General features: G+C 58.4%; 27 protein-coding genes. 14 read left to right on the forward strand and 13 right to left on the reverse strand.

Annotation, left to right across the window (positions count from 1 at the left end; genetic code table 11):
* Positions 1–3: 3 nt before the first annotated feature.
* Positions 4–378 carry a hypothetical protein gene (locus ACSJLU_RS01975; protein ID WP_025305030.1) on the forward strand — a complete coding sequence of 125 codons (375 nt, stop codon included), beginning with the start codon at positions 4–6 and terminating at the stop codon, positions 376–378.
* A 99-nt stretch (positions 379–477) separates the two neighbouring features.
* Here ACSJLU_RS01975 and ACSJLU_RS01980 read toward each other — a convergent pair whose 3' ends face one another.
* Positions 478–744, reverse strand: coding sequence for a DUF1471 domain-containing protein (locus ACSJLU_RS01980; protein WP_043139300.1), 267 nt, complete (start codon positions 742–744; stop codon positions 478–480).
* The gene (locus tag ACSJLU_RS01985; protein WP_164066293.1) at positions 741–962 is read right to left on the reverse strand and encodes a hypothetical protein; all 222 of its coding nucleotides are present in this window, start codon (positions 960–962) and stop codon (positions 741–743) included. Before ACSJLU_RS01985 ends, ACSJLU_RS01980 begins: the two co-directional genes overlap by 4 nt.
* A 236-nt stretch (positions 963–1,198) precedes the next feature.
* On the opposite strand from ACSJLU_RS01985, the gene rpsF reads away from it, so the two are divergent.
* From rpsF to ACSJLU_RS02010, 5 genes are all read left to right on the forward strand, one after another.
* Positions 1,199–1,597 (forward strand): 30S ribosomal protein S6, encoded by a 399-nt coding sequence (gene rpsF, locus ACSJLU_RS01990; RefSeq protein WP_004933634.1) that lies wholly within the window; start codon positions 1,199–1,201, stop codon positions 1,595–1,597.
* 8 nt (positions 1,598–1,605) lie between these two features.
* On the forward strand, positions 1,606–1,923 hold the full coding sequence (gene priB / locus ACSJLU_RS01995) for a primosomal replication protein N (protein WP_049233092.1): 318 nt from the start codon (positions 1,606–1,608) through the stop codon (positions 1,921–1,923).
* Positions 1,924–1,927: 4 nt separating this feature from the next.
* Positions 1,928–2,155 carry a 30S ribosomal protein S18 gene (gene rpsR, locus ACSJLU_RS02000; protein ID WP_000135199.1) on the forward strand — a complete coding sequence of 76 codons (228 nt, stop codon included), beginning with the start codon at positions 1,928–1,930 and terminating at the stop codon, positions 2,153–2,155.
* Between the two features lie 39 nt (positions 2,156–2,194).
* Positions 2,195–2,647 (forward strand): 50S ribosomal protein L9, encoded by a 453-nt coding sequence (gene rplI / locus ACSJLU_RS02005; RefSeq protein ID WP_004933629.1) that lies wholly within the window; start codon positions 2,195–2,197, stop codon positions 2,645–2,647.
* A 111-nt stretch (positions 2,648–2,758) separates the two neighbouring features.
* Positions 2,759–3,112, forward strand: coding sequence for a DUF488 domain-containing protein (locus tag ACSJLU_RS02010; protein WP_025305032.1), 354 nt, complete (start codon positions 2,759–2,761; stop codon positions 3,110–3,112).
* 3 nt (positions 3,113–3,115) lie between these two features.
* Here the strand turns inward: ACSJLU_RS02010 and ACSJLU_RS02015 are convergent, their stop codons facing one another.
* Complete coding sequence (locus ACSJLU_RS02015) at positions 3,116–3,787, reverse strand: OapA family protein (RefSeq protein ID WP_049208601.1); 672 nt, start codon at positions 3,785–3,787, stop codon at positions 3,116–3,118.
* Between the two features lie 267 nt (positions 3,788–4,054).
* On the opposite strand from ACSJLU_RS02015, the gene fklB reads away from it, so the two are divergent.
* A complete protein-coding gene (gene fklB / locus ACSJLU_RS02020) occupies positions 4,055–4,675 on the forward strand; it encodes an FKBP-type peptidyl-prolyl cis-trans isomerase (protein WP_004933618.1) in 621 nt (206 codons plus the stop codon).
* Positions 4,676–4,718: 43 nt separating this feature from the next.
* Here the strand turns inward: fklB and ytfE are convergent, their stop codons facing one another.
* The gene (gene ytfE / locus ACSJLU_RS02025; protein WP_261464663.1) at positions 4,719–5,384 is read right to left on the reverse strand and encodes an iron-sulfur cluster repair protein YtfE; all 666 of its coding nucleotides are present in this window, start codon (positions 5,382–5,384) and stop codon (positions 4,719–4,721) included.
* A 113-nt stretch (positions 5,385–5,497) separates the two neighbouring features.
* On the reverse strand, positions 5,498–7,450 hold the full coding sequence (locus ACSJLU_RS02030; protein WP_380827479.1) for a bifunctional 2',3'-cyclic-nucleotide 2'-phosphodiesterase/3'-nucleotidase: 1,953 nt from the start codon (positions 7,448–7,450) through the stop codon (positions 5,498–5,500).
* Positions 7,451–7,705: 255 nt separating this feature from the next.
* Here ACSJLU_RS02030 and cysQ point away from each other — a divergent pair, with 255 nt between their 5' ends.
* Positions 7,706–8,446: a 3'(2'),5'-bisphosphate nucleotidase CysQ gene (cysQ, locus tag ACSJLU_RS02035; RefSeq protein ID WP_380827561.1), complete on the forward strand. Its 741-nt coding sequence runs from the start codon at positions 7,706–7,708 to the stop codon at positions 8,444–8,446.
* A gap of 1 nt (position 8,447) precedes the next feature.
* On the opposite strand, the gene ACSJLU_RS02040 is transcribed toward cysQ, so the two are convergent.
* Positions 8,448–9,005 carry a YtfJ family protein gene (locus ACSJLU_RS02040; RefSeq protein WP_025305036.1) on the reverse strand — a complete coding sequence of 186 codons (558 nt, stop codon included), beginning with the start codon at positions 9,003–9,005 and terminating at the stop codon, positions 8,448–8,450.
* Positions 9,006–9,335: 330 nt separating this feature from the next.
* Between ACSJLU_RS02040 and ACSJLU_RS02045 the strand changes: the two genes are divergently transcribed.
* Positions 9,336–9,542: a DUF1107 domain-containing protein gene (locus ACSJLU_RS02045; RefSeq protein ID WP_004933604.1), complete on the forward strand. Its 207-nt coding sequence runs from the start codon at positions 9,336–9,338 to the stop codon at positions 9,540–9,542.
* Between the two features lie 69 nt (positions 9,543–9,611).
* On the opposite strand, the gene ACSJLU_RS02050 is transcribed toward ACSJLU_RS02045, so the two are convergent.
* Together ACSJLU_RS02050 and msrA are read right to left on the reverse strand one after the other, a co-directional pair.
* A complete protein-coding gene (locus ACSJLU_RS02050; RefSeq protein WP_004933603.1) occupies positions 9,612–10,943 on the reverse strand; it encodes a hemolysin family protein in 1,332 nt (443 codons plus the stop codon).
* Positions 10,944–11,123: 180 nt separating this feature from the next.
* The gene (gene msrA / locus ACSJLU_RS02055) at positions 11,124–11,765 is read right to left on the reverse strand and encodes a peptide-methionine (S)-S-oxide reductase MsrA (RefSeq protein WP_043139288.1); all 642 of its coding nucleotides are present in this window, start codon (positions 11,763–11,765) and stop codon (positions 11,124–11,126) included.
* A 304-nt stretch (positions 11,766–12,069) separates the two neighbouring features.
* Between msrA and tamA the strand changes: the two genes are divergently transcribed.
* Genes tamA through ACSJLU_RS02070 form a run of 3 tightly spaced genes read left to right on the forward strand, consistent with a single transcriptional unit; the run spans position 12,070 to position 17,953 of the window.
* Positions 12,070–13,788, forward strand: a complete 1,719-nt coding sequence (tamA, locus tag ACSJLU_RS02060; RefSeq protein WP_169540592.1) for an autotransporter assembly complex protein TamA — start codon at positions 12,070–12,072, stop codon at positions 13,786–13,788.
* Complete coding sequence (gene tamB, locus ACSJLU_RS02065; RefSeq protein WP_127146738.1) at positions 13,785–17,603, forward strand: autotransporter assembly complex protein TamB; 3,819 nt, start codon at positions 13,785–13,787, stop codon at positions 17,601–17,603. The genes tamA and tamB overlap by 4 nt, the downstream gene beginning before the upstream one ends.
* A 2-nt stretch (positions 17,604–17,605) precedes the next feature.
* Positions 17,606–17,953, forward strand: coding sequence for a gamma-glutamylcyclotransferase family protein (locus tag ACSJLU_RS02070; RefSeq protein ID WP_025159589.1), 348 nt, complete (start codon positions 17,606–17,608; stop codon positions 17,951–17,953).
* 53 nt (positions 17,954–18,006) lie between these two features.
* Here the strand turns inward: ACSJLU_RS02070 and ppa are convergent, their stop codons facing one another.
* Entirely contained in the window at positions 18,007–18,537 is a 531-nt protein-coding gene (gene ppa, locus ACSJLU_RS02075; protein WP_004933594.1) for an inorganic diphosphatase, read from the reverse strand.
* 261 nt (positions 18,538–18,798) lie between these two features.
* Between ppa and ACSJLU_RS02080 the strand changes: the two genes are divergently transcribed.
* Entirely contained in the window at positions 18,799–20,352 is a 1,554-nt protein-coding gene (locus ACSJLU_RS02080; RefSeq protein ID WP_025305040.1) for a methyl-accepting chemotaxis protein, read from the forward strand.
* Positions 20,353–20,397: 45 nt separating this feature from the next.
* Here the strand turns inward: ACSJLU_RS02080 and fbp are convergent, their stop codons facing one another.
* Positions 20,398–21,402, reverse strand: coding sequence for a class 1 fructose-bisphosphatase (gene fbp, locus ACSJLU_RS02085; protein ID WP_004933587.1), 1,005 nt, complete (start codon positions 21,400–21,402; stop codon positions 20,398–20,400).
* 169 nt (positions 21,403–21,571) lie between these two features.
* Between fbp and mpl the strand changes: the two genes are divergently transcribed.
* A complete protein-coding gene (gene mpl / locus ACSJLU_RS02090; protein ID WP_033636810.1) occupies positions 21,572–22,951 on the forward strand; it encodes a UDP-N-acetylmuramate:L-alanyl-gamma-D-glutamyl-meso-diaminopimelate ligase in 1,380 nt (459 codons plus the stop codon).
* Positions 22,952–23,148: 197 nt separating this feature from the next.
* On the opposite strand, the gene yhcN (ACSJLU_RS02095) is transcribed toward mpl, so the two are convergent.
* From yhcN (ACSJLU_RS02095) to argR, 3 genes are all read right to left on the reverse strand, one after another.
* Positions 23,149–23,412, reverse strand: a complete 264-nt coding sequence (gene yhcN, locus ACSJLU_RS02095; RefSeq protein WP_025305042.1) for a peroxide/acid stress response protein YhcN — start codon at positions 23,410–23,412, stop codon at positions 23,149–23,151.
* Positions 23,413–23,532: 120 nt separating this feature from the next.
* Positions 23,533–23,796: a peroxide/acid stress response protein YhcN gene (yhcN, locus tag ACSJLU_RS02100; protein WP_025305043.1), complete on the reverse strand. Its 264-nt coding sequence runs from the start codon at positions 23,794–23,796 to the stop codon at positions 23,533–23,535.
* Positions 23,797–24,199: 403 nt separating this feature from the next.
* Complete coding sequence (argR, locus tag ACSJLU_RS02105) at positions 24,200–24,670, reverse strand: transcriptional regulator ArgR (protein WP_016929335.1); 471 nt, start codon at positions 24,668–24,670, stop codon at positions 24,200–24,202.
* Positions 24,671–24,914: the final 244 nt, after the last annotated feature.

Below are 24,914 nucleotides of genomic sequence, written 5' to 3' on the forward strand. Positions count from 1 at the left end.
AGCATGATAAAGGGTATCAGCAATACGGCCGAGACAGCGCGCGGGCTGGTGGGAACGATGAAAGTGCGCGCCGATCTTAACTCAGCGGCCTTCAGCGAGATGTTGGGGGCAGCCGACGGCAAGGTGCGGCAAAACAAGGCGGATCCGCTGTCGCGCATCACCGCGCAGACGGTGCAAAACCTGACGGCGCTGTTTGCCTTCGCGCCGAAAGCGGCGGCCACTCACACCGCGGCGGCCGGTACGCTCTCCTTCGAGCAGCGGGTGACGCTGACGCAAAGCGCCGAGCTGCTGCAAACGCGGACAAACTATCTGCGGATGGCGCTGCAATTGCACAATCCGGGCAAAGCGTTCAGCGCGCCGGCGTTGCTCAAGCTGTGACAGGTGAGAAAGTGGAGCGCCCGACAAGCGGCGCTCCGGCGAGGATTGAGCGGGCTTTCTGATGAAGCCCTGGGGATTTCCCTGGCGTGGCGCGTCTTTTTAGCGGTACAGCTCGGCGCTGACGTGCATCGTGCTGTTGTCGCCCGGTTCGTGCAGGGCGATGATGCGATAAGAGGTCGCGCCGCGTTGATCGGCGATTTTACTGACCTGGCTGCTGGCGTCATCCGGCGAAACCACGTTCTGGTTCAGGGTGACGAAGCCAACGCTCTGGCGTTGATCGGCCTGGTGCGAGCTAATCTCCGTCGCGGCCATCACGTTGGCGGAGAACAGGGCGGCCAGCGCCGTCGCGAGAATAATGCGTTTCATAGTGCCTCTCTTAACCCTTTGCCGTTACGGCCTGACAGCGAGTGGCGCTGCGGCAAAAAGTCATTTATCTGCATTGAATAACCTGAAATCTTTTTCGTCGCGCTGTCTGCGGCGGATATGGTTAATTTTAGTCCGTTACTGCGGATTAAAAAGTGGGGTGTTTTGATGACCTCTTTCAAAAAAAATGAAATAGATTTGTGACTCAGCGCTGATTTCATTGAAAGATTTTTGAAACCCATGGATCGGCGTACATAGGTTCACCCACGAGCAAATCGTGCTATTTCCCATAGCGCCTCGCATTAACGCGAATAAAACCCACGCAGTCCTTGAGTTTCCCGCCCTGCGTCAGTATGATTACGCGTCATTTTTCAGCCGCACACTAAACACGTTCCTTGCTTCCATGGGCCGCGGTTGACCCTGACAGGAGGCTGAATAATCCGTAAGGAGCAATTCGATGCGTCATTACGAAATCGTTTTTATGGTCCATCCTGACCAAAGCGAACAGGTTCCGGGCATGATCGAGCGTTACAGTGCTACCATCACTAACGCGCAAGGTCAGATTCACCGTCTGGAAGACTGGGGCCGCCGTCAGCTGGCTTATCCGATCAACAAACTGCACAAAGCTCACTACGTTCTGCTGAACGTTGAAGCGCCGCAGGAAGCGATCGATGAGCTGGAAACTAACTTCCGCTTCAACGACGCCGTTATCCGCAGCATGGTTATGCGCGTTAAGCACGCGGTAACTGAAGCATCTCCGATGGTTAAAGCGAAAGACGAACGTCGTGGCGATCGCCGCGAAGACTTCGCTAACGAAACCGCAGATGATGCAGATGCTGGGGATTCTGAAGAGTAATTGCCGTCGTGACGGCTAATCGTCTGGTCTTGTCGGGCACTGTGTGCAAGGCGCCGGTTCGAAAAGTGAGTCCTTCCGGGATACCGCACTGCCAATTTGTGCTAGAGCACCGTTCGCAGCAGATGGAAGCCGGATTCAGCAGACAAGCATGGTGCCGAATGCCCGTGGTTGTCAGCGGACAACAGTCACAAGCACTAACTCAAAGATTAACGGTCGGCAGTCAGATTACCGTGCAAGGCTTTGTAAGCTGCCATCAAGGGCGCAACGGGCTGAGCAAATTGGTTCTGCATGCCGAGCAGATTGAATTGATAGATTCTGGAGACTAGCCAAATGGCACGTTATTTCCGTCGTCGCAAGTTCTGCCGTTTCACCGCGGAAGGCGTTCAAGAGATTGACTATAAAGACATCGCTACGCTGAAAAACTACATCACCGAAAGTGGTAAAATTGTACCGAGCCGTATCACCGGTACTCGTGCAAAATATCAGCGCCAGCTGGCCCGTGCTATCAAGCGCGCGCGCTACCTGTCTTTGTTGCCGTACACTGATCGTCATCAGTAATCGGCCACTGTCCATTAACGACTTTGAGAGGATAAGGTAATGCAAGTTATTCTGCTTGATAAAGTAGCAAACCTGGGCAGCCTGGGTGATCAAGTTAACGTTAAAGCGGGCTACGCTCGTAACTTCCTGGTACCACAGGGCAAAGCTGTTCCTGCTACCAAGAAAAACGTTGAGTTCTTCGAAGCACGCCGTGCTGAACTGGAAGCCAAACTGGCTGACGTTCTGGCTGCTGCTGAAGCTCGCGCAACCAAGATCAACGAACTGGGTTCAGTGACCATCGCTTCCAAATCTGGCGACGAAGGTAAACTGTTCGGCTCTATCGGCACCCGCGACATCGCTGACGCAGTGACTGCGGCAGGCGTTGAAGTTGCCAAGAGCGAAGTTCGTCTGCCGAACGGCGTTCTGCGTACCACTGGTGAGCACGAAGTGCACTTCCAGGTACACAGTGACGTGTTCGCACAGCTGAATGTAGTTGTGGTTGCAGAAGCGTAATTTACGCTGCTGTTAACCCGGTTAAAACGCCAGCCTCGCGCTGGCGTTTTGCTTTTCTGCGCCCGGCAAAACGCGCTACGCTTGAAGACGGGATGAAAAGGAGAGCGAGCGATGGCAAAGATTATGCTGCAGCGGGTTTATGACTTCAGCGCGCCGGCGCCGGAACACTGTTATCTGATAGACCGGCTATGGCCGCGCGGTATCAGCAAGGAGCGGCTGACGGGCGTGCAGTGGCTGAAACAGGTGGCGCCGGATGACGAACTGCGCAAGTGGTTCCATCAGCATACCGACCAGTGGACAGTCTTCGAAGAGCGTTACCGCCAACAGCTGGCTACCAACGACGCCTGGCAGCCGCTGGTGGCGCTCTTACGGCAGGGGAAAACGCTGACGCTGCTGTATGGCAGCAAGGACACCGAGCACAACCAGGGCGTGGTGCTGCGCGAGTTTTTGCTGGCGCAGCTGTAGGGATTAGCGTTCCCGGCGGTAGCTGCCGTCGGCCTGGCGGCGGAACAGCGCCTGGCTGTTGTCCACGGTGGTGACTGACAGCGCGTTAATCACGCCGTTAGCGTCGCGTTCGATGCGCACTTCCTGGCCGGCTTTCATGTTGCTCAGCGGCTTGTCGCCGCCTTCCACCTGCGCCATGGCAAACACTTCATTTACCGGCAGATTGTTATCGCGAAACAGCTGGGCCAGGGTCTGGCCTGGCTGGATTTGGTAACGCTGCCAGTTGCCCGCCGGCGTCGGTTCGTTGGCTGAAGTGGTACCGCCGTCGTTTTGCAGATCGGCCTGCAGTGGCACGCTGGTTTCTTGGTGGGAGACCGGGAACGGCTGTCTTTCGGGCGAATAGGGCCACAGCAACGCCAACAGCAGAATGATGCCAAAGATCAGCACCCAGCGGCGGTGAAAGTAGGGCAGCGGCTCCATCCAATGGAAACGGTCCGGCAGATGCCAGACTTTGGCCAGCAGCGCTTTGAGCTGCTGCATTTTATCGTTGGCCGACGGTGGCTCCGATGGCGGTTCCGCGCCTTCAGACGTGGGTGCGGCGCCCGGTTTCAGGCGCTGGCTGACGTTCAGCCAGGTGCGCAGCAGCGGCTGGTAGATGCGGGTGGTTTTCCTTCTCCTGGGCGCGATTCTGCCCATGGTGACCTCTCTTCGACGGCGTAATAATGAGCGCGGCGCGGCAAGCGCGTTGCCTGCCCGATATCCTGCTTTCAGTATAGTCCGCTAACTGATTGAAGTGAAAGGCGGCTGAGCGGCAGGGCCGGGGTTTGCGGCTGCGGGCGTTAACAGAAGGTTATTGTTTCTTTTTCTACGACAAAAGTCATCATTCTCCACACAAGATTTTACCCGGCATTGACGCGCTGTTATGCTGCGCTTTCGACTTTTTACAGACTTAAGGAAAACCCCATGACAACCCCTTCTTTTGACAGCGTTGAAGCGCAAGCAAGTTACGGGATTGGTTTACAGGTCGGCCAGCAGCTGCAAGAGTCCGGGCTGGAAGGTTTGCAACCGGAAGCTTTGCTGGCGGGTCTGCGCGACGCGCTGGAAGGGAATGCCCCGGCGGTTCCGGTAGACGTGGTGCACCGTGCGCTGCGTGAAATCCACGAGCGTGCGGATGCGGTGCGCCGCGAGCGCCAGCAGGCGATGGCCGTTGAAGGCCAGAAATTCCTGGACGACAACGCCAAGCGCGACGACGTGACGCTGACCGAGTCCGGCCTGCAGTTCTCCGTACTGGAGCAGGGCAACGGCCCGATCCCGTCCCGTCAGGATCGCGTGCGTGTGCACTACACCGGTCGTCTGATCAACGGCGACGTGTTCGACAGCTCGGTCGAGCGCGGCCAGCCGGCAGAATTCCCGGTCAGCGGCGTGATCCCAGGCTGGATTGAAGCGCTGACCCTGATGCCGGTCGGTTCCAAATGGCAGCTGTATATCCCGCACAACCTGGCCTACGGCGAACGTGGCGCAGGCGCGTCCATCCCGCCGTTCAGCGCGCTGGTGTTCGACGTCGAGCTGCTGGAAATCCTGTAATCCTACCGAAGATTGCTCTGGGCGCCTTTATGGCGCCCTTGTTTTATGCGCCGCTCAGCGCGCGCGGGAACAGCAGGTTGTTTTCCAGGCTGATGTGCTCCATCAGATCGCCGATGAACTCGTCGATGCCGTTGTACAGCGCCCGCCAGGTGGTGCAGGCGCCCTCCGGCGGCGTCACGTTATCGGTGAGGAACTTCACCACCTCCAATTGCTCACCCGCCTCGTCATGCTCATGTTCCATCACTGAGATCGGTCCGGCGGCCTGCGGCCCCATGCCTTGTTTGATCAGCGGGAACAGGATCTGTTCCTCTTTCATCATGTGATTCTCCAGATCCAGGCGGATCAGGTTCAGCTGCTTCGCCAGTCCGCGCGGGCAGGTGGGTTTGTCGCCATGCACGCGTTCGACTTTTTCCGCCATCAGCACCAGTTCGGCCAACTGCTCGCGGTGCCGCTGATGAAAGCGCGGCAGAATGTAATCAATTACTTCACCGAGCGGCGCCGTGCGCCAGTCCCGACTCTGCTCCGGTGTGGCGGCCAGGGCGGCCAGTTCGTTTTCCAGTCTGTCGATATCCAGCCCTTTGCGCTCGGCGGCGCGTGCCAGCGATTGCCGGCCGCCGCAGCAGAAATCCAGCTGATGCTGGCGAAACAGGCGGGATGCCCGGGGAATGGCCATAGCGAGCGCGCCAAGGGATTGATTGCGGTAATCCATGGTAGTGCCTCTTTAAACGAAGGAATTTTATAACATGTATTTTAAATGCAATTTAAAGGGCGCGCCAGCGGGAAAATAGAGGTGATGGCCGGGGGAGTGCCCCGGCCTGGTGATTATTTCGCGCTTAAATCGATGCGATAGACCGCGAAACCGATACGGTCATTGCCTTCGGCGGTCATCGGGTATTGGGCGTGCTCTTTGATAAACGCCGTCGCTTTGTCCGAAGGCGAGGTCTCGAAGCGAATATCCAGCGGCTGCTTGCTGCTGAAGTTAGCCAAACGCCAATTGTTGTCCGCCTGCGGACGCACCGCGCCATGCCGCTGGGTTTCGGCGCTGATGTAGGTCGCCAGCACCGAGCGGTTTTCATCCGGCGAAGCGAAGGCGATATGTTTGTCGCCGGTGCCGGCAAACTTGCCGCCGTAGGCGCGATAGTTGTTGGTGGCAACCAGGAAGGTGGCGTTCGGATCGATAGGCTTGCCGTTAAAGGTCAGCTGTTTGATACGCTCCGCCTTCTCGTTGATCAGCTGGCATTCGCCGTCGTAACGCGCCGGCTGGCTGACGTCGATCTGGTAGTTGACGCCGTCGATCACGTCGAAGTTATAGGTGCGGAAGCCGTCCCAGTTGATCAAGCCCTGCGGCTTGGCGCTGTTGACGTCGATCTGGTTGAACTGGCCGGCGGAGCACTCCAGCCACTCTTTCACCTCTTTGCCGCTGGCCTTCACCACCACCAGCGTATTGGGGTAGAGATAGAGATCGGCGGCGTTGCGGAAGGTGAGCTGGCCTTTTTCCACTTCGACGTAGCTGGCGGGATCGTTCTTGCGGCCGCCGACCTTGAACGGCGCCGCCGCCGACAGCACCGGCAGATCGGCCAGGTCCGGATCGCCCTGGATGTAATGTTCGACGTAGGCCTTCTGCGCATTGTTGACGATCTGCACCGTCGGATCGTCCTGCACCAGCGCCAGGTAGCTGTACATGTTGCCGTCGGATTTACCGATCGGCTGGCTGACGAACTCGCGCGTGCCTTTGTGATCGTCCGCCAACACTTTCACCAGCGCGGCATCTTCCGCCGCCAGCGATGTCTTGTTCTCTTTATCGTAGATCGGCCGTGCTTCCGCTTTGGCGGCGGTCACTTTCCAACTGCCGTTATCGTTGTTGAGCTGCAGATCGACCACGCCGAGATGATCGCCCCATTGGCCCGGCATCACCGCCGGTACGCCGTTCAGCAGGCCTTTGTCGATATCCGCGCCTTTGATGTTGGCGAAGTCTTTGCTCGGGAACACCGCATGGGCGTGACCGAACATGATGGCGTCGATGCCCGGCACCTGGCTGAGGTAGTAGACTGAGTTCTCCGCCATTACCTTGTAAGGCTCGCTGGACAGCCCGGAATGCGGGATCGCCACCACCAGATCGGCGCCCTGTTTACGCATTTGCGGCACGTAGCGCTTGGCGGTGGCGGTGATGTCGTCCACCGTCACCTTGCCCTGCAGGTTGGCTTTGTCCCACACCAGGATCTGCGGCGGCACGAAGCCGATATAGCCGATGCGCAGCGTATGCGCCTTGCCGTCACGGTCTTTCACCGGCGTATCGACGATGATGTACGGCGTGAACAGCGGTTTTTGCGTTTTGGCGTCGATGACGTTGGCGTTGATATACGGGAATTTGGCGCCGGCGATGGCGTTCTTCAGATAGTCCAGCCCGTAGTTGAACTCATGGTTGCCGATGTTGCCGACCACATAGTCCAGCGTGTTCATCGCCTTATAGACCGGGTGCACGTCACCCGGTTTCAGCCCCTTGGCTGCCATGTAGTCGCCGAGCGGGCTGCCCTGAATGATGTCGCCGTTGTCCACCAACACCGCGTTGGCGGCCTGCTGGCGCGCCTGTTGGATCAGGCTGGCGGTGCGCACCAGGCCGAATTTGTCGGTCGGCGTGTCCTTGTAGTAATCGAAGTCCATCATGTTGCTGTGCAGATCGGTGGTTTCCAGCACGCGCAGATCGACGGTCGCCGCCTGCGCCGAGGCGCACACCAGCAGCGCAAGCGCGGACAGCGTCAGTGGATGCTTCATCATTTGGGGTTCTCTCCATTCCATTATTCGAGTGTTATCGCAGAGGGAAATGTAATTAACACTGCTTGCCACAGTAAACTGTGAAGTGTGGCAGAAAACGGGAGCAGGTAACGCGGGGAAGTTCACAGTTGTGCCCAACAAGATCTGAGGATTTCCCGTGGCTTAGCCGGTTGAGATGGATATTCGGCGTAAAAAAAACTAGTCTGCTAGCAGAGACAGAGGGAAATTTCCCACGGAGATGCAGAGTTGAGGTGCATGATGTTAGAGCGAATTTGCCAACTGTCCCGCGAGGCGGGGGCGGCGATCATGGCGGTGTACGACGGTGAACAACCGCTTGATGTCGCACAGAAAAAAGATGACTCACCGGTGACGGCGGCCGATCTGGCGGCGCATCACATCATCAAGCGCGGCCTGGCGGCCCTGACGCCGGAGGTGCCGCTGCTGTCGGAAGAGGATCCGCCGGCGTGGGAAGAGCGCCGCAACTGGACGCGCTACTGGTTGGTCGATCCGTTGGACGGCACCAAAGAGTTTTTGCACCGCAACGGCGAGTTCACGGTCAATATCGCCCTGATTGAAGACGGGCAGGCGGTGATGGGCGTGGTGTATGCCCCGGCGATCGGCGTGTTGTATCTGGCGGAGCGCGGCAAGGCCTGGAAAGAAGAGAAGGGCGTGCGGCAGGCGATCGGCGTCAGCAACGCGCATCCGCCGCTGGTGGTGGTGAGCCGCTCGCATATCGACGACGAACTGAAAGATTACCTTCAGCAACTGGGCGAGCACCAGACCGTGTCCGTCGGTTCCTCGCTGAAGTTTTGCCTGGTGGCGGAAGGCAAGGCGCAGCTTTATCCGCGCTTTGGGCCGACCAACATTTGGGATACCGCCGCAGGGCATGCGGTGGCGGTGGCTGCCGGGGCGCAAATTCACGATTGGCAGGGCAAGCCGTTGCTCTATACCCCGCGTGAATCTTTCCTCAACCCCGGCTTCCGGGTGTCGCTGTTCTGAGTTAGTTCGCCAACAGCTGGTGCAGTTTGGATATCACCTGCTGCACCTCTTCCGGCGTCAGCGCGCCGTCTTTAGCAAACTGAATGCGCCCTTGCTTATCCAGCACCACGATGGCTGAGCCTTTCGGCTGCAAATCCCAGGCCTTGCGCACGTTACCGTCGCTGTCGACGATAAACTGCGACCACGGGAACTCCTTCTTGCTGTCTTCAATGCTGCTGCGCACGAACATCGCGGTGCCCATCAGGGCATCGTCGGTGTTGACGATTGTCGTCGTTTGGTAACGATCGTGTGGTAGCTTCGCTTTCTTGATCGCTTCAATCAGTGGGTCGTTCATGTCTTTGGCGGAGCTGCGGCCGGCAATATGTTGTATCACTCGCACTTTTCCACTGAGCTGCGCGCTGTTCCAGTTTTGGTAGCTAAAATTACCGTCAGCGTAGTTGAGCTCTCCTTTGTCGCTGACGCCAACCGGCGCTACGCGCTGCTGGAGCTGGAAGTTGTGCGCGGAAGCGAAAAGCGGGGCGAGCAGCAGGGATACCATCAGCATGCGACTTGTTTTCATGCTTTCTCCTTGTAATGGGGGGAATTTGTGCGACAGCACTTCGACAGCCTAAAGCATAGGATGTGATAAGAGGTCTGTCCTGTTAACCGGATCGCAGATTTTCCCTTGGTTCGCTAATCATCAGATTTTGAAGGGATATCCTGAAAACGTTATAAATTATCATATACAATTCTGTCAAAAAGTGTAAATCCAGCGTAGATAACCAGGCAGAAGTGAACGTTCTGGTCTTTACTGGGTCTACTACATGCAATCAAGTTGCGTTCTGAATTTCGAGGCTGCCACCTTTGGCGGCTCGCTGAGCGCATGGATCAACGGGAGGAGCGTAAAAGAATGAGAATCTTCCAGCGTTATAACCCTTTGAAAGTGGCAAAGTACGTCAAGACCCTGTTTCGCGGAAGGCTGTATATCAAGGACGTAGGCGCATTTGAATTCGACGAAGGGAAAATCCTGCCGCCGAAGATTCGCGACAAGCGCCATTTCAGCGTGATGTCTGAAGTGAACCGTCAGGTGCTGCTGTTGCAGACCGAGATGGGGTGAACACCTCGCTGACAGCGGTAAAAAAATGCGGCCCCGATGGGGCCGCTGATGTTTCTGTCCTTCGCGCCGTCAGGCCGCCGGGGTGTCGTCTGGCGCTTTCGGCAGCACCGCCGCCGGTTTGTCGCTCAGCCGGGTGACCAGCAGCTGGTCTATCTTGTAGCTGTCGATATCCACCACCTCGAACTTGTAGCCGGCGTATTTGACGAAGTCGGTGCGTTTCGGGATCTTGCGCAGCATATACATCATAAAGCCGCCGATGGTCTCGTAGTTGCCCGCCTGCGGGAATTCGTCGATGTCCAGCACGCGCATCACGTCGTCGATCGGCGTGCCGCCTTCAATCAACCATGAGCTTTCGTCGCGCGCCACGATCTGTTCTTCCTGGCCCTGGCCGACCAGATCGCCCATCAGCGTGGTCATCACGTCGTTAAGGGTGATGATGCCCACCACCAACGCATATTCATTGAGGATCACCGCGAAGTCTTCGCCGGCGGTTTTGAAGCTTTCCAGCGCTTCGGACAGCGTCAGCGTATCCGGCACGATCAGCGCCGAGCGGATCTGCACGCCGCTGCTCAGCACCAGGCTCTGGTTGCCCAGCACGCGGTTCAGCAGGTCTTTGGAATCGACGTAACCCACCACCTGATCGATATGGCCGTCGCACACCAGGAACTTGGAGTGCGGATGGGTCGAGACCTTCTCCTTGATGCTCTCTTCGCTTTCGCGCAGATCGAAGTACACCACGCTTTCGCGTGAGGTCATCGAAGACGGCACGGTGCGCGATTCCAGCTCGAACACGTTTTCAATCAGCTCGTGCTCCTGCTTGCGCAGCACGCCCGCCAGGGCGCCGGCTTCCACCACCGCGTAGATGTCATCGGAGGTGATATCGTCCTTACGCACCATCGGCAGCTTGAACATGCGGAAGATCAGGTTGGCCATGCCGTTGAAGAACCACACCAGCGGGCGGAAGATCATGATGGAGAAACGCATCGGGTTGATGATCCGGACGGCGACCGTCTCTGGTGCAATCATACCGATGCGCTTCGGGGTCAAATCGGCGAACAGGATAAACAGGCTGGTCACCAGCACGAAGGAGCAGATGAAGCTGACCTGTTCTGCCAGTTCAGGCGACAGGAAGCGATCGAACAACACCTTGAAGGTGGGAGAGAAAGCCGCGTCGCCGACGATACCGCCGAGGATGGCCACGGCGTTCAGGCCGATCTGCACCACGGTGAAGAAGATGCCTGGGGTTTCTTGCAGCTTGAGCACTCTGGCGGCGTTGACGTTACCTTCGTCGGCCATCAGCTTCAGTTTGATCTTGCGCGAGGCGGCCAGAGAGATTTCCGACAGTGAGAAGAACGCACTCACCGCGATCAGAAAAAGAATCAGTAAAATACTGTTTAACATAATCTATCCATACGTGCCGACGGGATGACGGCGCTCTTGAGGAAGGGTAGTACATAGTAAAAAAAGCAGCGATAACAACCAGAAGGGAAGCTATCGGGCCGCAGAAGCGGCCCGCATAGTATAGCAGTTGCCCCACAGGGGCCGCCAGCGGTTAAAAAAGTGCCGCCGGCCGGCATCAAATCAGCCCTGCGGCGGCAGGCAAACGCCGATGCCGCCCAGCCCGCAGTAACCTTCCGGGTTTTTGAACAGGTACTGCTGATGATCGTCTTCCGCATAATAGAACGGCAGCGCCGGCGCGATCTCGGTGGTGATGACGCGCTTGTCGCCCGCCGCGTCCATCGCCTGCTGGAAGCGTTGCAGGCTGCTTTCCGCCTCGGCCTGCTGCTCTGGGCTCAGCGTATAAATCGCCGAGCGGTACTGAGTGCCGACGTCGCCGCCCTGGCGCATGCCCTGCGCCGGATCGTGATTTTCCCAGAATACCTGCAGCAGCTGTTTGTAGCTGACGACCTGCGGATCGAACACCACGCGCACCACTTCGGCGTGGCCGGTCTGGCCGCTGCACACTTCGCGGTAGGTCGGGTTCGGCGTATAGCCGCCGCTGTAGCCGGCGGCGGTGCTGTAGACGCCCGGCTGCTGCCAGAACAGACGCTCGACGCCCCAGAAACAGCCCATGGCGAAGATCGCCACTTCCATGCCTGCCGGCACCTGGGTCATCGAGTGTTCGGTGACCACGTTGAGCGTTGCGACAGGCATTGGCGTGGTGCGGCCAGGCAGCGCGCTTGCCTTATCGACGGTTTGTGATTTATCAAAAAATGGCACCACGGTTGACTCCTGTTGTCACAGTAAGAATTGACCCTACATGGCGGCGGTTCGGTTGTATCTCACCGCGTCTTTGCCCACAATAAGTGGCAAGTTGGATTTTGTATAAGCTTAACGCAGTATTTTGAGCGCCAAAAGTGAAGAATTCGCCTGTTGCGCGGCGGTGGCAAAGCGCGGCGGGTGGCGTCCGGAATAAGGTTGAAGAGGGCTGCCGTCATGATAGCGCGGAGTCTGCCCTGGCCCCGGAGCAAACACCATAACAGGAAAGTAAAATCAATAAGGAGAACACGTGCCAAAGTACCCGGTCATGTGCTTGATATCTGTGTTGCTTGCGGCACCTGCGGCCTATGCGGCGAACGTGCGGCTGCAGGTGGAGGGGTTAAGCGGAGAGTTGGAAAAAAACGTCCGAGTGCGGCTGTCGTCGATCACGCCTGAAGAGGTCGGCACCGACGGCCGCTTCCGCGCGCGGGTGGATGAGGCGGTGCGCCAGGGGCTGCGCGCGCTCGGCTATTACCAGCCGACCATCGAGTTTACGCTGGACGACCGACCGGGAATGTCGCGCCCGGTGCTGCATGCCAAGGTCAATCCGGGCGAGCCGGTGCGTATCGCCGGCGCCAATATCGTGCTGGAGGGCGGCGCGAAGACCGATGAAGACTACCTGACGCTGGTAAAGAAGGGGCGGCCGACCATCGGCGAGATCCTCAACCACGGCAAGTATGACAGTTTCAAAGGCTCGCTCACCGGCCTGGCGCTGCGCAAAGGCTATTTCGACGCCGACATGACCAAAAGCCAGCTCGGCGTGGCCGAAGATCTGCACAAGGCGTTTTGGGACATCGATTTCAACAGCGGCGAACGTTACCGCTTCGGCAAGGTGAAATTCACCGGTTCGCAAATCCGCGAAGACTATCTGCAAAATCTGGTGCCCTTTCATCAGGGGGATTACTACAGTTCGGAGGATTTGGCCGAGCTGAACCGCCGTTTGTCCGCTACCAACTGGTTCAACTCGGTGGTGGTGTCCCCTGATTTCAACGATGCCAAAGAGAACAAGATTTTGCCGTTGGACGCGCTGGTAACGCCGCGTACGCGCAATACCATCGAAACCGGTATCGGTTACTCCACCGACGTCGGCCCGCGGGTGAAAGGCACCTGGAAAAAGCCCTGGCTCAACGATCGCGGCCACAGCCTGGAAACCAGCGCCAGCGTGTCGGCGCCGGAGCAGCAACTGGATCTGACCTATAAGATCCCGCTGCTGAAGAATCCGCTGGAGCAGTATTACCTGCTGCAGGGCGGGCTCAAGAACGTCGATCTTAACGACACCAAATCCGTGACCTCCAAAGTGGTGGCCTCGCGCAACTGGGATCTCTCCAGCGGCTGGCAGCGGGCGATCAACCTGACCTGGCGCTGGGATAACTTTACCCAGGGCAACGTCAGCAACACTACCATGCTGTTGTACCCTGGCGTCAGCTTCAACCGCACCCGTTCACGCGGTGGCCTGATGCCGACCTGGGGCGACAGCCAACGCTACTCCATCGACGTGTCCGACACCACCTGGGGCTCCGGCGTGGACTTCGCGCTGATGCAGGCGCAAAACGTCTGGATCCGCACGCTTGCCGACAAGCATCGTTTCGTGGCGCGCGGGCAGGTGGGATGGATAGAAACCAACGACTTCGACAAGGTGCCGCCGGATTTGCGCTTCTTCGCCGGCGGTGACCGCAGCATTCGCGGCTACAAGTACAAAGACATTTCGCCGCGCGGCGACGATGGCAAGCTGACCGGCGCCTCCAAGATGCTGACCGGCTCGCTGGAGTATCAATACAACGTGACCGGCAAATGGTGGGGGGCAATGTTCGTCGATTCCGGTGAAGCGGTGAACGATATCAAGAAAAGCAACTTCAAGACCGGCGCCGGTGTCGGCGTGCGCTGGCAGTCGCCGGTGGGGCCGGTGAAGTTGGATATCGCCGCGCCCGTGGGAGACAAGGACACTCACGGGATGCAGTTCTACATCGGTTTGGGGCCTGAACTATGAGCCTGGTTAAAAAGATTTGTCTCGGATTTCTGGTCGTCCTGCTGTTGCTGATCGGCGGGCTGGCCTTTCTGGTGGGCACTACCACCGGTTTGCATATGGTCATCAACGGCGCGGCGCGCTGGGTGCCGGGGCTGGAGATCGCCGGCGTCAGCGGCGGCTGGCGCGATCTGACGCTGAAGGGCGTGAAGTATCAGATGCCGGGCGTGACGGTCAACGCTGGGCAATTCCATCTGTCCCTCGATCTCTCCTGCTTTAAACGCAGCTCGCTGTGCGTCAACGCCTTGACCGCTCAGGACGTGGACGTGGCGGTGAACACCAAAGAGATGGCGCCCTCCACGCCGGTGGAGGAGAGCAGTGAGCCGACCACCAATCTCAGCACCCCTTATCCGATCACCCTGCGCCTGTTGGCGCTGAACAACATCAAGGTCACCGTCGACGACACCGCCATTTCTCTGGCCGAGTTCCGCACCGGCGCACAGTGGCAAGAGCGCGCGCTGACGCTGATGCCAACCAAGATCGGCTCGTTGCTGATCGCCTTGCCGAAAACGCCGCAAAATCCGTTGCCGGAAGCGGTGCAACCGGCGGTTGAGGTAGCGAAAAAGGTCGGTGAGCAGGTTACCGACGCGGCGAAACCGGCGCCGCAGCCGGAAGAGAAGCCGCTCGGCGAAACGCTGAAGGAACTGTTCGCCAAACCGCTGTTGCCGGATCTGCCGGACATCCGCCTGCCGCTGGATATCACCGTCAAAGAGATCAGCGGCGAACAGCTGCGCTTGACCGGCGATACCGACGTGCTGATCACGAGTCTGTTGCTGCAGGCCAGCACGCAGGATCAGCATATCCAACTGGACAACTTCGACGTGAAGTCGCCGCAGGGCACGCTGTCGGTGCAGGGGCAGGCGACCCTGACCGGCGACTGGCCGGTGGCCCTGACCGCCAACAGCGCGCTGAACATCGAACCGCTGAAGGGCGAGAAGGTGAAGCTGAACATCGGTGGCGGGTTGCGTGATGAGCTGAAGGTCGCGCTGAACCTGTCCGGCCCGGTCGGCGCCCAGCTCGATGTGCAAACCCGGCTGGCCGAAGCCGGCCTGCCGCTGGCGCTGACGTTGCAGAGCAAACAGCTGAAATGGCCGCTGAGCGGCGAGGCGCAGTACCAGGTCAACGATTTTCGCCTGCGCTTTAACGGCAAGGCGACCGACTATGCGCTGTCGACACGCGCCAATCTGAAAGGCCAGGATCTGCCGCCGGCGGTGCTGACGCTGGACGGCAAAGGCAACGTTGAGCAGTTCAAGCTGGAGCGCCTGCGGCTGGCGGCGCTGCAGGGCAATACCGATCTCACTGCGCTGGTGGACTGGAGCAAGGCCATCAGCTGGAACTCGCAATTGACGCTGAGCGGCATCAATACCGCCAAGCAGTGGCCGGAATGGCCGGCGAAGCTGGATGGCAAGATCACCACGCGCGGCAGCCTGCACGGCGGCAGCTGGCAGCTGCAGGTGCCGGTGCTGCAGCTGGACGGCAACGTGAAGCAGAACAAGGTCACGGCGCGCGGTACGCTGAGCGGCAACGCCGCCGGGCAGTGGAAAATCCCCGGCATCGATCTGACGCTGGGGCGCAACCAGCTGAACGTCAAAGGGCAGCTGGATGAGAAAAGCTGGAACCTGGACGCCAACATCGACGCGCCGCGTCTGGACGGCGCGCTGCCGGGCCTGGGCGGCACCGCCAAAGGGCTGTTGAAACTGCGCGGCAATCTGCAGGCGCCGCAGCTGCTGGCGGATTTGACCGCCTCCGGCTTGCAGTGGCAGGCGCTGCGCATCAACCGCGTGAAAATAGACGGCGACGTGCGCTCCACGGATCAGGTCCAGGGGCAGTTGGCGGTACGCGTCGAGCAGCTGAAGCAGGACGCGCTGGAAGTCAGCCTGCTGACCCTCGACGCCAAAGGCAGCGAGAAGCAGCATCAGCTGCAGTTGAAGATTGACGGCAAACCGGTCTCCGGCCAGCTGGCGCTGCAGGGCAGCTTCGATCGTCAGCAGCAGCGCTGGCGCGGCAATTTGAACAATACCCGCTTCGATACGCCGGTAGGGGAGTGGCGCCTGACGCGCGCCATCGCGCTGGATTACCTGAACACCGCGCAGAAAATCAGCATCGGGCCGCACTGTTGGCAGAACCCGAACGCCGAGCTGTGCGTGCCGAAGACCATTGAAGCCGGCCAGAGCGGCCAGGCTAGCGTGGTGCTCAATCGGTTCGACCTGGCGATGATCAAGCCGTTTCTCGGCCCGGAAACCGCCCTGAGCGGCGTGTTCACCGGCCGGGCCGACGTCAGCTGGAAACCAGGCGGCGCGCTGCCGGAGGCGAAAGTCACGCTGGCCGGCAACGGCGTCAAGGTGGTACAGCAGGTGCAGGGCAACGCGCTGCCTATCGCTTTCGATACGCTGACCCTCAACGCCGGCCTGAACAACGGCCGCGCGCAGGCCGACTGGCGGATCAAACTGACCAACAACGGCCAGTTTGACGGCAATATCCAGGTGGTGGATCCGCAGGTGCGGCGCACCATCAGCGGCAACGTCAATATCACCAACATCTCGCTGGCGCTGATCAACCCGGCGCTGATGAAGGGCGAAAGTGCAGCGGGCATGCTGAACGCCAACCTGCGTCTGGGCGGCAGCGCGCAGAAGCCGCTGGTGTTCGGGCGTCTGGCGTTGGATCGGGCGAAGGTGCAGGGGCACTGGATGCCGTTCGATATGACCGACGCGCGGCTGGCGGTGAATTTCAATGGCATGACCTCGACGCTGGAGGGGCTGCTCAGCACCACCCGCGGCCAGCTGAATCTGGCGGGCGATGCAGACTGGCGTGACATCAACGCCTGGCGTGCGCGCATTGCCGCCAAGGGCGACAAGCTGCGGGTGACGGTGCCGCCGATGATCCGCATCGACGTGTCGCCGGATCTGGTGTTCGAAGCCACGCCGCAGCTGTTCTCGCTCAACGGCAAGGTCGATATCCCTTGGGCGCGCATTACGGTGCAGGAGCTGCCGGAAAGCGCGGTGGGCGTCTCTTCCGACGAGGTGATGCTGGACGATCAGCTGAAGCCGATTCAGCCGAAGACCGCCTCGATCCCGATCAACAGCAACCTGATGATCCACGTCGGCAACGACGTGCGGCTGGACGCCTTCGGCCTGAAAGCCCGCTTGAAGGGCGATCTGAAGGTGGTGCAGGACAAGAAAGGGCTGGGCCTCAACGGCCAGATTGACATCCCTTCCGGTCGCTTCCATGCTTATGGTCAGGATTTGATCGTGCGTAAAGGGCAGCTGATGTTCTCCGGCCCGCCGGATCAGCCGCTGCTCAATATCGAAGCGATCCGCAACCCGGAATCCACCGAGGACGACGTGACTGCTGGCGTGCGCGTGACCGGCCTGGCGGATGCACCGAAGCTGGAAGTGTTCTCCGATCCGGCCAAATCGCAACAGGAAGCCTTGTCTTATCTGCTGCGCGGCCAGGGCTTGAGCAGCTCCGGCGCCGACGGCAACGCCATGACGTCGATGTTAATCGGCATGGGGGTTGCACAAAGTGGTCAACTTGTGGGTAAAATCGGCGAGGCATTCGGCGTGAGTAATTTGGCTCTGGACACTCAAGGGGTTGGCGACAATTCCCAGGTTGTCGTGAGCGGCTATGTCCTCCCAGGCTTACAAGTAAAATATGGGGTGGGCATTTTCGACTCGCTGGCCACGCTGACGTTGCGTTATCGCCTGATGCCTAAGTTGTATCTTGAAGCGGTGTCTGGTCTCGACCAGGCATTAGATTTGCTCTATCAGTTTGAGTTTTAGCGATGCGAATAATTGTCTACGGCAGTTTACGGCGCAAACAGGGAAACAGCCATTGGATGACCAACGCCCAATGGCTCGGCGAGCACGAGCTCGAAGGCTATCAGATTTATAATCTGGGCCATTACCCGGCGGCGATCCCTGGAGAGGGCACGATACATTGCGAGGTGTATCGTATTAACTCATCGATTCTGGCAGAGCTGGACGAACTGAAAAGCAACACCAAGGACTATAAGCGCGAGCTGATTCAGACGCCTTATGGGAGTGCGTGGATCTACCTGTACAAACACAGCGTGGACGGTTACCCGCGAATTACCAGCGGTGACTGGCTGAAGCGTCTCGAAGAACAGTAAGAAAAAAAACACCGCTCAATGAGCGGTGTTTTTTCATCGGACGGCGGCTGGAATTACTTCTTGGCAGCGCGTTCGAAGGAGGCGATGATTTCCGCTTTAGCCGCGGCAGCGTCTGCCCAGCCTTCCACTTTCACCCATTTGCCTTTTTCCAGATCTTTGTAGTGCTCGAAGAAGTGAGCGATCTGGGCTTTCAGCAGTTCCGGCAGGTCGTTCACGTCTTTCACGTGATCGTACTCTTTGGTCAGCTTGCTGTGTGGTACCGCAACCAGCTTGGCGTCTTCACCGGCTTCGTCGGTCATCTTCAGTACGCCAACCGGACGGCAGCGGATCACGGAGCCCGGCTGCAGCGGGTATGGGGTTGGGACCAGCACGTCAACCGGGTCACCGTCCAGAGACAGGGTGTGGTTGATGTAGCCGTAGTTGCACGGGTAGAACATCGCGGTGGACATGAAACGGTCAACGAACAGCGCGCCGGTTTCTTTGTCGATTTCGTATTTGATTGGATCGGCGTTGGCCGGGATTTCGATTACTACGTAGATGTCTTCCGGCAGGTCTTTGCCAGCAGGGACCAGATTCAAGCTCATGTCGGTTTCCTTTAATCATCAAACCAGAAATGGAGTGGCGGCTATTATAGCGGACTCTTTTGCGATTTCCTGCCCTTTTCATCGTCGAAAACCCAGTGTGCCGGCGCAGGGATAATTTCCAGATTAATCCCGCCGCGGCATGAAGTTTTGCCTTCGCCTGCCGATAACTTCAACAAACAATAATGAGCCAGCAAAGCTGGCTCCGCGTTTTGCCACCCCTACTACGTCTGATCTCACAATTTCTGAAGCCGGGAAGAACTCATGCTAAAAAAGATTACGGTGAAGGCTGGGCTGATCGCCCTGCTGAGCCTGATGACCATGTTGCTGATCATGGTCAGCGTTATTGGCGTCAACGCGATTAACGAAGGATCGCGCTCGATCCATACCTTGAACCAGATCCTCGGTGAAGAGCTGGGCTCGCTGGCCAACAGCTCCAACCTGACGCTGCGCGCCCGAACCGCCGCTTCGTTGGCGGTGCGCCAACGGGAGATCGGCCAGATCGATGTGTCCGACGCCACCGTGGGCCGCATCTACGGTTACCTCGATCAGTCAAACAAGGAAATGGCGCGCTTTGTCGGCGTTGGCACCGTGACCGATCGTGGCCGCGAACTCTCCAATCGTCTGCAAAACAGCTATCGCGCCTACCTCGAGCAGGGCGTGAAGCCGATGGCTGCCGCCATCAAGGCCGGCAAAATCGATGAGTATTACCATATTCAGGAGACCCGCATCTCTGCGCTGAGCATCGCGTTTGAAAAGGATCTCAGCGATTTCCGCAGCTTTGCCATGAAGCTCGGCGAAAAGCAGGTGTATGACGCGGAAAACAACGCCAGCACCAAGATCTCGTTGATCGTGGTGGCGGGCCTGCTCAGCGTGCTGCTGGCGGTGCTGGCCTGGTTCGCGCTGCGCGTGATCATTTTGCGCCCGTTGGACGAGTCCATCGCGCAGTTGGAACACATCGCCGGCGGCGATCTGACCCATGAGATCCGCGGTGAGGGTGATACCGAGATGGGCCGCCTGGTGCGGGCGATGCAGCGTATGCAGCAGGCGTTGGCCAGTTCGGTCAGCAAAGTGCGCGATGCCAGCAGCCAGATCGATACCGGTTCACGCGAACTGGCGGCCGGTAACCTGCATCTGGCGCAGCGTACCGAAGAGTCGGCCGCTTCGCTGGAAGAGACCGCCGCCAGCATGGAACAGCTGACTTCGACGGTGAAAATGAACGCCGAGAACTGCGAGCAGGCCAACCAACTGGCGCTGAGCGTGTCCGATATCGCCAACCAGGGCAGTGACGTGGTCAGCCAGGTGATGAGCAAGATGCAGGCGATCACCGACAGTTCGCGCCGCATCGCCGACATCATCAGCGTGATGGACGGCATCGCCTTCCAGACCAATATCCTGGCGCTGAACGCGGCGGTGGAAGCGGCGCGTGCCGGCGAGCAAGGCCGCGGTTTCGCGGTGGTGGCCGGTGAAGTGCGCAGTCTGGCGCAGCGTAGCGCCCAGTCGGCGAAAGAGATTAAAGGGCTGATTGAAGCGTCGCAGAACCGGGTGCAGGAAGGCGAACAGATGGTGGAGTCGGCCGCGCAGACCATGAGCGGCATCACCGGTGAAGTGGGCCGGGTGACGGCGTTGATGCGTGAGATCTCGGCGGCGACGCGCGAACAAAGCAGCGGTATCGAACAGGTAAACCTGGCGGTGGCGCAGATGGATCAGGTGGCGCAGCAGAATGCGGCGCTGGTGGAAGAGTCTGCGGCGGCAACGCGCTCGCTGGAAGATCAGGCTCAGCTGCTGGCGCAGAGCATGGCGGCGTTCAAGCTGTAAGGCGATAAGGGTTCGGCGCGGTGCCGAACCCTTGCCAGAAACACGTTACTCGTCCGGGTTTTCGGCGATGAAGCGTTCTGCGTCTTCTACCATCGACTTGGTGCCGACGAAGAATGGCGCGCGCTGGTGCAGTTTCACCGGCGTGATGTCCAGAATGCGGTTTTTGCCGTCGCTGGCTTTACCGCCGGCCTGTTCGGCCAGGAACGCCATCGGGTTGCATTCGTACAGCAGGCGCAGCTTGCCTTGCGGATGGCTGGCGGTGCTTGGGTAGATGTAGATGCCGCCTTTCAGCAGGTTGCGGTGGAAGTCCGCCACCAGAGAACCGATGTAGCGCGAGGTGTAAGGGCGCTGCGTCGCTTCATCCTGCTCTTGGCAGTACTTGATGTATTTCTTCACGCCGAGAGGGAACTTGATGTAGTTGCCTTCGTTGATGGAATACATGTTGCCGCTCGCCGGGAAGCGTACTTTCTCGTGGGAGAGGCAGAATACGCCCAGAGACGGGTCGTAAGTAAAGGCGTGGACGCCGTAACCGGTGGTGTACACCAGCATGGTGGACGAACCGTAAACCACATAACCCGCTGCGACCTGGGCGCTGCCCGGCTGCAGGAAGTCTTCTTCGGTCACCGGCGTGCCGACCGGCGTGATGCGACGGTAGATAGAGAAAATCGTACCGACCGAGACGTTGACATCGATGTTGGACGAACCGTCCAACGGATCCATCAATACGACATACTTGGCATTTTCAGCACGCTCGCCGTCGAATATCACGATTTCATCTTCTTCTTCGGAAGCGATACCCGCAACTTCACCACGCGCTTTCAACGCCGCTTTCAGTTTTTCGTTCGCGTACAGGTCCAGTTTCATCTGAACTTCGCCCTGTACGTTGGACACCCCGCTGGTCCCCAGAATATCAACCAGGCCAGCCTTGTTGATGTCGCGGTGGATGATTTTGGCGCCCAGTTTAATGGCAGAAAGTAACGCGGTCAGCTCGCCGGTGGCGTGCGAGAAGTCGTGCTGTTTCTCGACGATAAATTCGCCTAACGTTTTCATGACACAATCCCTGAATCTACGGATGGATAGCGGCCTGTTAACAAACCGCCAACGTTTTCGCGAGCAGTGTAGCCCAAAGATGCGCGCCATTCATAGGCAAATCCATTTCTTCTGGACGATTCTGAGCGTTAGAATATGCCGACATTCGATGCACTCACATGAGAAACCTATGCGCATTCACATTCTTGGGATCTGTGGCACCTTTATGGGCGGGCTGGCGATGCTGGCGCGTTCACTGGGGCATGACGTCACCGGTTCGGACGCCAACGTCTATCCGCCGATGAGCACGCTGCTGGAGAACCAGGGGATCGATCTTATTCAGGGTTATGATCCAGCCCAGTTGGATCCGGCGCCGGATCTGGTGATCATCGGCAACGCCATGACGCGCGGCAACCCGTGCGTGGAGGCGGTGCTGGAGCGTGGCATCCCTTACGTTTCCGGCCCGCAGTGGCTGCACGACGCCGTGTTGCGCGATCGCTGGGTACTGGCGGTCGCCGGCACCCACGGTAAAACTACCACCGCCGGCATGGCGACCTGGATCCTCGAAGCCTGCGGCTACCAGCCGGGCTTCGTCATCGGCGGCGTGCCGGGCAACTTCGACGTCTCGGCGCGCCTCGGCGGCAGCCCGTTCTTCGTGATCGAGGCCGACGAGTATGACTGCGCGTTCTTCGACAAGCGCTCCAAGTTCGTGCACTACAGCCCGCGCACGCTGATCATGAACAACCTGGAGTTCGACCACGCCGATATCTTCGACGATCTGAAAGCCATCCAGAAACAGTTCCACCACTTGGTGCGCCTGGTGCCGGGCAAAGGCAAGATCATCCTGCCGGACAACGACAGCCACCTGAAGCAGGTGATGGCGATGGGCTGCTGGAGCGAACAGGAGCTGGTGGGCGAAGAGGGGACCTGGCGTGCGCAGAAGCTGACGCCGGACGCCAGTCATTACGCGGTGTTCCTCGACGGCGAGCAGGTCGGCGAAGTGAACTGGGCGCTGGTGGGCGAGCACAACATGCATAACGGCCTGATGGCCATCGCCGCGACTCGCCACGTTGGCGTGCAGCCGGCGGACGCCTGCCGCGCGTTGGGCGATTTCATCAACGCCCGCCGCCGCCTGGAGCTGCGTGGCGAAGCCAACGGCGTCACGGTTTACGACGACTTCGCGCACCACCCGACCGCGATCCTGGCCACCCTGGCCGCGTTGCGCGGCAAGGTCGGCGGCACGGCGCGCATTCTGGCGGTGCTGGAACCGCGATCCAACACCATGAAAATGGGCATCAGCAAAAACGATCTGGCGCCTTCGCTCGGCCGCGCCGACGAAGTGTTCCTGTTCCAGCCGCATCACATTCCATGGCAGGTAGCGGAAGTGGCTGATGCCTGTGTGCAGCCGGCGCACTGGAGCGCGGATCTCGACACGCTGGTGGACATGGTGGTGAAAACCGCACAGCCGGGCGACCACATTCTGGTGATGAGCAACGGCGGTTTTGGCGGCATTCACGATCGCCTGCTGGACGCGCTGGCGAAAAAGCAGGAGCCGAAGGTGACCTACTGATTGTTCAGTAGCATAAGCCACTCTAAGGGCCGCATTTGCGGCCTTTTTTACGCCCATAAAAAAGCCCTCGCGAGCGAGGGCAACGGGGTTCGTCGGATAGGACGACGAGAGGGTCTCTGGGAAATCGGCGTTTGCGTCAGAACTCGGCAGTGGCAGTGACGAGGGTAATCAGCTCTGCAAAGCCGTTCCCAGAGTTGTTATTTGTAAATCTCGGCGGTGGCGTGGTAGTTGCCTTCGTTACGCGCTTCGATCACGCGGTAGGCGGTCGCGCCTTTAGCGTCGGCTTTCTCCGACAGCGCCTGGCGAATGTCGGTCGGTGCGCCGTCGATACCGCTGACGGTAATGGTGCCGATAGATTGCAGATTGGCGGTCTGATCGTTAGTCACCAACTGGGCGGCAGATGCGCCGAAGGAGATGACGGACAGCAGACCGAGTGCAGCAAGAGTAGTTTTCATGTTCATGATAGCGATCCTTGGTCATAACCGCCTGGAAGGGCTTGGCAGCGATTTTTATTCTTGAAGGCCGTTATGACAGCGTTTGATTCCAGAGATGTATTGCCCGTTGCCGGGTAATGTCGTTACTTATTTGTAGATTTCAGCGGTCGCGTGGAAGTTGCCGTCGTTGCGCGCTTCGATCACGCGGTAAGCGGTCGCCCCTTTGGCGTCAGCTTTGTCAGACAGTGCCTGGCGAATGTCGGAAGGCGCAGCGGCGACGCCACTCACGGTGATCACACCGGCGGGTTGCAGTTGTGCGGCCTGGGTTGCATCAACAGATTGTGCTGCGAATGCACCAAATGAAAGCATGGACAGAACGCTCAGGGTTGCAACGGTAGCTTTAATTTTCATTATCTCACCTCATCGTATTCTTTTATCAGTTCCAACGAACTGTGATTCAGTTCACGAAAATGAGTATACAGCTAGTAACGCGAAAAATTAATAGTTCGCTAACAGTTGCTAGTGAAACTTTAACCTTATGATCCTTATTTTTTATAACTGTAAGGAATAAAAAACGCTCATAAAACGATCTTTTGATGTTAAATTTATGTAATTTCAATAAGGTAAGTGCTTTTAACCAAAAGTGCGGAAGATCACAGTGGGTACTGCTGGTTACATGGCGATGTCATGGAAATGTGTTGTTGCGGGATAAAAAAGCAGTGTTAAACGCGGTTAAAGGCCGGGGAGGTAACGCGAGGGTTAAAGAAGCGCTAACAAAATGCGGAAGGTAGCCGCACTTTGTTAGCGCCAGGTTTCACAGCTCTTGCTCAAACACGCCCAGGATCGCTTCATGCAGCTTCTGAGCGGTAAAGCCGCTGGACGGGGTGACGAAAATGGTATCGTCGCCGGCAATCGTGCCGAGGATGCCCTGGGATTTACCCAGTGAGTCGAGCAGGCGGGCGATCAGCTGCGCGGCGCCCGGGCTGGTATGGATCACCACGACGGCGTCGTTATGGTCGACGTCCAGCACCAGATTCTTCAACGGGCTGGTGGTGGTCGGCACGCCGAGTTCGGCAGGAAGGCAATACACCATTTCCATTTTGGCATTGCGCGTACGTACCGCGCCGAACTTGGTCAGCATGCGCGATACTTTGGATTGGTTAATGTTTTCGAAGCCTTCTTCTTGCAGCGCCAAAACGATCTCGCCTTGAGAACTGAATTTTTCTTCTTTCAATAACGCTTTGAACGTCTTGATCAGATCTTCCTGTTTTGCGGGATTACGCATTTTGCACCGTGGAATGTTGATAGTGGAAGTCATGATTATGCATATAGATGAATTTTTATGCAACAAAGGCCGCCCCAAAGAAAATAAAAAAGACCGGGCGGCGAGGAAAGGGCGGCATTTTAACAAAATCCGGCCGCGATGAATATGCCCTTTTGACGACGGAAAATCGGCCTACGGTGGTAAATAAAATGTTATTAAAATGATGTTGTTCTGATGTTGCGTAAGGGTGTAATGTAACGGCCGG

It is taken from the genome of Serratia bockelmannii (assembly GCF_051803255.1).
Lineage (GTDB): Bacteria > Pseudomonadota > Gammaproteobacteria > Enterobacterales > Enterobacteriaceae > Serratia > Serratia bockelmannii.

Excerpts from the sequence above, each read along its gene's own strand:
- ACSJLU_RS01975 (WP_025305030.1), top strand. The coding sequence starts at position 4 with ATGATAAAGGGTATCAGCAATACGGCCGAGACAGCGCGCGGGCTGGTG.
- rpsR (WP_000135199.1), top strand. The coding sequence starts at position 1,928 with ATGGCACGTTATTTCCGTCGTCGCAAGTTCTGCCGTTTCACCGCGGAA.
- tamA (WP_169540592.1), top strand. The coding sequence starts at position 12,070 with ATGTGCTTGATATCTGTGTTGCTTGCGGCACCTGCGGCCTATGCGGCG.
- yhcN (WP_025305043.1), bottom strand. The coding sequence starts at position 23,796 with ATGAAAATTAAAGCTACCGTTGCAACCCTGAGCGTTCTGTCCATGCTT.
- ytfE (WP_261464663.1), bottom strand. The coding sequence starts at position 5,384 with ATGGATTACCGCAATCAATCCCTTGGCGCGCTCGCTATGGCCATTCCC.
- ACSJLU_RS01985 (WP_164066293.1), bottom strand. The coding sequence starts at position 962 with ATGAAATCAGCGCTGAGTCACAAATCTATTTCATTTTTTTTGAAAGAG.
- ACSJLU_RS01980 (WP_043139300.1), bottom strand. The coding sequence starts at position 744 with ATGAAACGCATTATTCTCGCGACGGCGCTGGCCGCCCTGTTCTCCGCC.
- ACSJLU_RS02010 (WP_025305032.1), top strand. The coding sequence starts at position 2,759 with ATGGCAAAGATTATGCTGCAGCGGGTTTATGACTTCAGCGCGCCGGCG.
- rpsF (WP_004933634.1), top strand. The coding sequence starts at position 1,199 with ATGCGTCATTACGAAATCGTTTTTATGGTCCATCCTGACCAAAGCGAA.
- rplI (WP_004933629.1), top strand. The coding sequence starts at position 2,195 with ATGCAAGTTATTCTGCTTGATAAAGTAGCAAACCTGGGCAGCCTGGGT.
- tamB (WP_127146738.1), top strand. The coding sequence starts at position 13,785 with ATGAGCCTGGTTAAAAAGATTTGTCTCGGATTTCTGGTCGTCCTGCTG.
- fklB (WP_004933618.1), top strand. The coding sequence starts at position 4,055 with ATGACAACCCCTTCTTTTGACAGCGTTGAAGCGCAAGCAAGTTACGGG.
- ACSJLU_RS02015 (WP_049208601.1), bottom strand. The coding sequence starts at position 3,787 with ATGGGCAGAATCGCGCCCAGGAGAAGGAAAACCACCCGCATCTACCAG.
- ACSJLU_RS02050 (WP_004933603.1), bottom strand. The coding sequence starts at position 10,943 with ATGTTAAACAGTATTTTACTGATTCTTTTTCTGATCGCGGTGAGTGCG.
- fbp (WP_004933587.1), bottom strand. The coding sequence starts at position 21,402 with ATGAAAACGTTAGGCGAATTTATCGTCGAGAAACAGCACGACTTCTCG.
- ACSJLU_RS02040 (WP_025305036.1), bottom strand. The coding sequence starts at position 9,005 with ATGAAAACAAGTCGCATGCTGATGGTATCCCTGCTGCTCGCCCCGCTT.
- ACSJLU_RS02045 (WP_004933604.1), top strand. The coding sequence starts at position 9,336 with ATGAGAATCTTCCAGCGTTATAACCCTTTGAAAGTGGCAAAGTACGTC.
- ppa (WP_004933594.1), bottom strand. The coding sequence starts at position 18,537 with ATGAGCTTGAATCTGGTCCCTGCTGGCAAAGACCTGCCGGAAGACATC.
- ACSJLU_RS02070 (WP_025159589.1), top strand. The coding sequence starts at position 17,606 with ATGCGAATAATTGTCTACGGCAGTTTACGGCGCAAACAGGGAAACAGC.
- mpl (WP_033636810.1), top strand. The coding sequence starts at position 21,572 with ATGCGCATTCACATTCTTGGGATCTGTGGCACCTTTATGGGCGGGCTG.
- cysQ (WP_380827561.1), top strand. The coding sequence starts at position 7,706 with ATGTTAGAGCGAATTTGCCAACTGTCCCGCGAGGCGGGGGCGGCGATC.
- argR (WP_016929335.1), bottom strand. The coding sequence starts at position 24,670 with ATGCGTAATCCCGCAAAACAGGAAGATCTGATCAAGACGTTCAAAGCG.
- yhcN (WP_025305042.1), bottom strand. The coding sequence starts at position 23,412 with ATGAACATGAAAACTACTCTTGCTGCACTCGGTCTGCTGTCCGTCATC.
- ACSJLU_RS02030 (WP_380827479.1), bottom strand. The coding sequence starts at position 7,450 with ATGATGAAGCATCCACTGACGCTGTCCGCGCTTGCGCTGCTGGTGTGC.
- ACSJLU_RS02080 (WP_025305040.1), top strand. The coding sequence starts at position 18,799 with ATGCTAAAAAAGATTACGGTGAAGGCTGGGCTGATCGCCCTGCTGAGC.